The sequence below is a fragment of the Citrobacter sp. Igbk 16 genome (genome assembly GCF_028069755.1).
Lineage (GTDB): Bacteria > Pseudomonadota > Gammaproteobacteria > Enterobacterales > Enterobacteriaceae > Citrobacter.
The window spans coordinates 21,573-28,368 of sequence record NZ_JANEWJ010000046.1 but is presented as its reverse complement, the minus strand read 5'-3'; the positions used below and the strand labels follow the sequence as shown (position 1 = coordinate 28,368).

Annotated in this window: 5 protein-coding genes; 4 read left to right on the top strand and 1 reads right to left on the bottom strand. The window is 49.0% G+C overall.

Annotation, left to right across the window (positions count from 1 at the left end; all coding sequences use genetic code 11):
• Nucleotides 1-89 precede the first annotated feature (89 nt).
• From dpaL to NNO03_RS21185, 4 genes are all read left to right on the top strand, one after another.
• Entirely contained in the window at nt 90-1,304 is a 1,215-nt protein-coding gene (gene dpaL, locus NNO03_RS21200; RefSeq protein WP_271450458.1) for a diaminopropionate ammonia-lyase, read from the top strand.
• A 32-nt stretch (nt 1,305-1,336) separates the two neighbouring features.
• Entirely contained in the window at nt 1,337-2,521 is a 1,185-nt protein-coding gene (locus NNO03_RS21195; RefSeq protein ID WP_271450455.1) for a YgeY family selenium metabolism-linked hydrolase, read from the top strand.
• A 68-nt stretch (nt 2,522-2,589) separates the two neighbouring features.
• On the top strand, nt 2,590-4,182 hold the full coding sequence (locus NNO03_RS21190; protein WP_271450454.1) for an amidohydrolase family protein: 1,593 nt from the start codon (nt 2,590-2,592) through the stop codon (nt 4,180-4,182).
• A gap of 78 nt (nt 4,183-4,260) precedes the next feature.
• Nucleotides 4,261-5,547 (top strand): MFS transporter, encoded by a 1,287-nt coding sequence (locus NNO03_RS21185; protein ID WP_048212961.1) that lies wholly within the window; start codon nt 4,261-4,263, stop codon nt 5,545-5,547.
• A gap of 59 nt (nt 5,548-5,606) precedes the next feature.
• Here the strand turns inward: NNO03_RS21185 and NNO03_RS21180 are convergent, their stop codons facing one another.
• Nucleotides 5,607-6,746 (bottom strand): hypothetical protein, encoded by a 1,140-nt coding sequence (locus tag NNO03_RS21180; RefSeq protein WP_271450453.1) that lies wholly within the window; start codon nt 6,744-6,746, stop codon nt 5,607-5,609.
• Between the last annotated feature and the right edge of the window lie 50 nt (nt 6,747-6,796).

The window sequence follows — 6,796 nt, the reverse complement described above, 5'->3', positions numbered from 1 at the left end:
ATTTTGCTCTTATGGATTACCGATAGCGTAAATAACTCTGTATTACACCGATTACAGGGAATGAATTACCAGGACAATGAGGTTTTATGATGCAGAAAAACTTATCATTTTTTATCAACCAGACGCCGTTTACCGAACACCCTAACGCACCGCTGGCACCCTTTAGTCGCCAGGAACTGGTAAAAGCGTTGAATTTTCATCGGTCTATTCCGGGATATGCTCCGACGCCGCTATATACGCTGCCGGCACTTTCTCAAAAACTGGGCGTAAAAAATATTTACCTCAAAGATGAGTCTCAGCGTTTTGGCCTGAAAGCGTTCAAAGCGCTGGGCGGCGCCTACGCGATGGCATGCCATATCGCGGAATTAGTGGGGAAGGATATCAGCGAATTACCGTTTGATGTCATGACCAGTGAAGCAGTACGCCATGACCTGAAGACCGTGACATTTGCCACCACCACCGACGGTAACCACGGGCGCGGCGTGGCGTGGATGGCACGCCAGTTAAAGCAAAATGCGGTGGTTTACATGCCGAAAGGGTCTTCACAGCAGCGGCTGACATCAATCCGCAATGAAGGCGCTACCGCTGAAATCGTGGATATGAACTATGACGATGCCGTGCGCATGACCGCGGATCAGGCGCAAAAGTATGGCTGGATCGTTGTACAAGACACGGCCTGGGAAGGGTACGAAAAGATTCCTCTGTGGATTATGCAGGGCTACGGCACGCTGATGCTGGAGGCGATTGATCAGCTCCATCAGGTTGCTCCGACGCATGTTTTCGTCCAGGCCGGTGTGGGGTCATTTGCGGGAATGGTACAGGGGATGGTGACGGCCGCGTGGGGCGAAAATCGTCCGAAAGTGATCGTCGCTGAAGCGCTAATTGCTGACTGTCTCTATCGTTCAGCCCGTGCAAAAGAGGGGGATGCTGTTGCGGTAGGCGGCGATTTACAGACCGTGATGGCAGGTCTGGCCTGCGGTGAGGCAAACAGCATTGGCTGGAAGTTACTGCGTGATTATGCCACCGCATTTGCTTCCTGCCCTGATGAAGTCGCGGCGCTGGGGATGCGTATGTTGGGTAATCCGCTGGCGGGCGACCCACACATTATTTCAGGTGAATCTGGGGCCGTCACGACAGGTCTTCTGGCGCTGTTGATGACCAGCCCGGATTTGGCACCAACCCGTGAGCAACTGGGCCTGGATGAGCATTCCCGCGTGTTGCTGATCAGTACCGAAGGTGATACCGACCCGCAACAATATTTGGATATTGTCTGGGGCGGTCAGTACCCGGGCATCAATAAATAATTTCCTGATTGAGAGCATTAACGGAGAAACCCATGTTATCTGCAACCCGTATTGAAGAAGTTATTAAAAATTGTCAGGCGCTGATCCAGCAAAAAAGCTATTCCGGTCAGGAAGGGGACGTGGTAAATGCCATAAAAACAATGATGCAGCATTACCAGTTCGACGACATCCATGTTGATAAGTACGGCAATATCGTCGGCGGTATTGTGGGAAATAAGCCGGGGAAAACGCTGGTTCTGGATGGGCATATCGATACTGTGCCGGTGAACGAAGAGAAGTGGACCCGCAACCCGTACGGCGGTGATATTGACGATGGCAAAATTTATGGCCGTGGCACCACCGATATGAAAGGTGCTGTTGCTGCGATGATCTCCGCCGTAGGCTTTTTTGGCCAGGATAATCAGCGTAATTTCGCCGGGAAAATTTACGTCGCCTGTATCGTTCATGAAGAATGTTTTGAAGGCATTGCCGCTCGCCTGGTCAGTGAGCGCTATAAGCCTGATTACGTCATCATTGGCGAAGCTTCTGAACTGAATCTGAAAATCGGTCAGCGTGGTCGTGCTGAAATTGTGGTTGAAACCTTTGGTAAGCCAGCACACTCTGCCAACCCGCAGGCAGGAATTAACGCGGTGTACAAAATGGCGCAGTTGATCGACAAAATTCGCACCATCACTCCGCCAACCCATCCGGTGCTTGGACCCGGTATCCTGGAACTGACAGACATTAAATCGTCGCCATACCCAGGTGCATCAGTGGTGCCGGATTACTGCCGCGCCACCTACGATCGCCGCTTGCTGGTGGGCGAAACCAAAGAAAGCGTTATTGCGCCACTGGAAAATGCACTTGCGGAGCTAACTGCCCAGGACCCGCAGTTCAAAGCCCGCGTCTCTTACGCCGTTGGCAAGGAGTCTTGCTATACCGGAGCCACCATTGAGGGTGAGCGTTTCTTCCCCGGCTGGGTTTATGACGAGTCCGACGAGTTCGTGCAGGCCGCTCTGGCGGGCGTTCGCGAAGCGGGTTTCTCGCCAACGATTACTCAGTACTCATTTTGCACTAACGGCAGCCACTACGCGGGGGAAGCGGGGATCAAAACCATCGGGTTTGGGCCGTCGCGTGAAAACCTGGCGCATACCATCGACGAGTATATCGAGATCGATCAGTTGACCGGCTCGGCCAGCGGCTATTACAGCATCATCCAGACACTCTATCGCCGTTAAAAAATAAAGATAAAGACCTCTTACCTTACAGGTGGTGCTGCTTCGCGGCACCGCAACGGAGAATAACGATGAAAACCATTTTTAAAAACGGAAATGTGATTGATGGAACGGGTAATCCCGGCCGAATTGCCGATGTAATGGTTGATGAAGGGCATATTGTCGAAATTGGTCAAATTGATGTGGGTGTCAATGAACAGGTTATTGATGCAACAGGGAAAATTATTTGTCCGGGCTTTATTGATACTCACACACACTCTGACCTGTCAGCCATTATTAATCCTGCGCTGTCAGCGAAAATCCGTCAGGGCATTACCACCGAGTTACTGGGGCAGGATGGCGTAGCGCTGGCACCATTGCCGGAGGAATATATTCCGGCATGGCGTAAAAATATTGCCGGGCTGGACGGCGACACCGACAAAATTGACTGGAAATATAAAAACACGGACGGCTATCTCAACCTGTTGGCATCCCGACATCCGGCGACAAACCTGGCGTATCTGGTGCCACACGGTAACGTACGCATGGAAGCGATGGGCCTGGATGGACGCCCTTCCACACGTGAAGATGTGGCGAAGATGTGTGAAGTCCTTGAGCGTGAGCTAAAAGCCGGTGCGTTTGGTCTTTCTACTGGGCTTATTTATATGCCGTGTGCTTTTGGTGATACCGCCGAAATGATTGAGTTGTGCAAAGTCACGGCGAAATATGACGGGATCTTTGTGGTACACCAGCGTAGTGAGGCTGACGATATCATCAGTTCAACGCAGGAACTGATCGATATCGCTAAAGCCACCGGCGTCTGGTTGCATATTTCACATATGAAAGTCTGTGGGAAGAAAAACTGGGGGCTGATTGACCAGATGTTGGGCATGCTGGAGCAGGCCCAGGAAGAGGGGATCCGTATCTCTTACGACCAGTATCCGTACGTGGCGGGAAGCACCATGCTCGGCGTGATCCTGCCACCGTGGGTCCACTCCGGCGGGACGGACAAATTACTTGAGCGTCTGGCCTCGCCGGAATTGCGCGCCAAAATGATAGAGGATATCCAGCAGGGCATTCCTGGTTGGGATAACTTCATTGATTTTGCAGGCCTGGACCAGATTTTTGTCACCAGCGTCAAGACAGAGAAAAATCAGGATGCAGTTGGTCTGAACCTTGTTCAACTGGGGGAATTGCGCGGTAAAGATCCGTACAACGCCACCTTCGATCTGTTGTTTGAAGAAGAAAACGCCGTTGGCATGGTCGATTTCTACGGTACTGAAGAGCACGTCATTAAGTTTCTCTGCCGGCCGGAACAGAACGTGTGCACGGACGGACTGATGGGCGCGGGTAAACCACATCCACGTGTGTTTGGCGCCTTCCCGCGGGTGCTGGGTAAATACGTGCGTGAAGAAGGATGCCTGAGTTGGGAAGCGGCAATCCGCAAGATGACAGGCAAACCCGCTGAGGTGTTGAGTCTGCAGGATCGCGGATTACTGAAGGTAGGGTATGCGGCGGATATTGTGATGTTCGATCCTAATACTATTGCGGATAAGGGGACATTTGTTGAACCTAATCAGTATCCGGAAGGGATTGAAATTGTGATGGTTAATGGACGCATTGCCTTAATTAATGGCACGGAAAGTTATGCCTGTAGCGGTACTGTTATCAGAAAACAATATTAATAAATAACGCTAAACACGCATTGATCTATCGCGACCATTTTTGGCCGCGGTAGATCACTACACCCCAAGGACATCACAATGAACCTACAAACATCTTTACCTTCAGGTAAACCTAAGACCTGGAAAGCAAGATATACCGTCCTGACGTTAATCTGGCTGGCGTGGCTACTCTCGTTCCTCGACAGAATGGTCATGAGCGTGTCGTTGCCTTATATCGGCAAAGATTTAAATCTTGATACAACCCAACAAGGTTTAATTATTAGCGCCTTTTTCATTGGTTACGCCGCGTTCCAAATCCCCGGTGGTTTACTGGCGGATAAGTTTGGCTCACGTAAAATTATGGCCATTGGTATTGCCTGGTGGTCTGTCTTCACCAGCTTAACCGGTGCGGTATTAACGCTGCCGTTGATGCTGGCTGTTCGCTTCTTCTTCGGTATTGGCGAAGGGTGCTTCCCGTCGGCTTCCTGGAAAATGATTTCCACCTATTTTCCTTCGAAAGAGCGCGGTCGGGCTACAGCAATTCAGTCAACGGTAAATACCTTAGGCCCCGCACTGGCGGTGGTGGTCGCTGCAAGTATTATCGGAGCGTTTGGCTGGCACATGGTCTTTATTGTGCTGGGGATCCCGGGCCTGTTTATTGCTGCGGGTATCTACTTATTTACGCGTGACAACCCGAAAGATCACCCTGCAATTACGCAACAGGATCTGGCCGATTTAGCTGCTGACGATCAGGGGGGCCTGCAAAACACGAGCGCTATCGCGTTTAAAGACGTGCTCAAGATGCCGGTGCTCTGGCAGATGGCCAGTATCTGGTTCTTGTTTGATATCACCTTCTGGGGGTTTTCAACCTGGTTGCCAAGCTATCTGATCACCGTTCGTGAATTCTCGCTGGCGAAGACGGGGGTGATGGCGGCAATTCCGTTCCTGTTTGGTGCGGGTGGGACATTAATCGGCGGATATTGCTCAGATAAATTCAAACCGATGCGCAAAACGTTGTATGTCGTGACGTCGGTTATTGCGGCGGGCTTCCTGTATCTGACTTTCAGCGTGAGCAGTGCGGATATGGCGGTGGTTTATCAGTGTATCTCTGCGTTGTTTATGTTCTTTGCCATGGCGACATTTTGGGGCATTTTAATGGATACCATCCCCAGCAATATCATGGGGCGGGCTTCCGGTATCGTTAACTTTGGCGGTCAGATGGCGGGGGTAGTTTCTGCGCCGATTATTGGCTGGCTAATCCAAAGCAGCGGCGGAAGTTACAACAGTGCGTTTATCTTTATGATCGCCGCACTGTTATGTTCCGCCGTGGTGACGTTGACCGTAAAAGGTTCACATGCCGTAGGTGCAATACCTAGTAAAGCCTGATTAGTATCAAACGCCTGTGGCTCTGCTGTTCCAGAGTCACAGGATTTATCGTTATGCTGTTAAATTAAACCTTTAATCGTTCTCTCTAAGGAAAACAATAGCGGATTTTTTAAACTGCAAAAATAAGATGTCTTACTGTTTATTTCACCCAGATCGGGATAGGTGCGTATAACATTGTTATTAGGGAAACAATTTGTATAAACGTCAAGGTGATTTAAAACCTCGGCATTTAATGGCCTGGCTCTTTTATATACCTCTTTGGTGAATGAACTGCATTTAGAGCAATTGCATTGGCACTCGGTATTTTCAGGGGTAATGATGAAGTCATCATTGTTGATAGTAAAGCCTAGCTTTTCTCGTCTGCTATAGGCGTCCATTATTCCTTTGGCTTCATGCTTGAGTAATATACCGACGCGTTCACTCCGCTTTAAATAGGGTGTTAATATATAACTCAACAATAAAATAGTCCGTTCATTCATGGTTGGGTGTTGATTGAGATAGCTCATTTGCCTGGTCTTGATAATAAAATAGGATGCAATGACAAAGCCAAGGCAACGGGATGTTTTTGCCAGCAGATCCCTGTTTTGTTTTTGCCGGCTATCTGCATAGGCTAATGGTATGAGCGTGTTTTCGAAGGCTAAAAAATCGGCAATAAATTCCATCGTTCTGATGTAGGGAAACAGATTTCCGTTATGCTTACTCAACTCATGCTGGCGGCAGGTGAGATGAACCAGTTCATGGAAAAAAATGAAGTTCATAAAAGATTTTGCTGTGTTAAGTGATATATCTGCTGATTTTATGTCAACTCTATTGGCGATAATACAAAGAGCCGTATCAGCTAATGCGGTGTGTTTAAATATGGTCGTTAAGTCGAGGCTGATGTTTAAATTGTAGATGCCAGCCACAATAATGACCCATGAATAAAATCTTCGATTGACTGCAACATAAGCAATTTCATCTTTAATATTGATCTGGACCAATGGTTCATTCTCGTAAACGAACCCCCAAACGGTCTTCCTGACAGGGACCAGCGAGTCCTTTCCTGGCCAAACATCAAGGATTAAATCGAGTTCAGTAAAAGAATACCAGGTGATATCGGTATCAATATCTGCAGGTGAACACCAGGACTGATAAGGCCATGAGTCGGGCATAATATCAGGGAAAACAACATTGTGTAATGACTCTCGTATTTGATTCATTTTACTCTACACCATCAATCAAATGCTTCGCTTACGACCAGAAGGGCAGC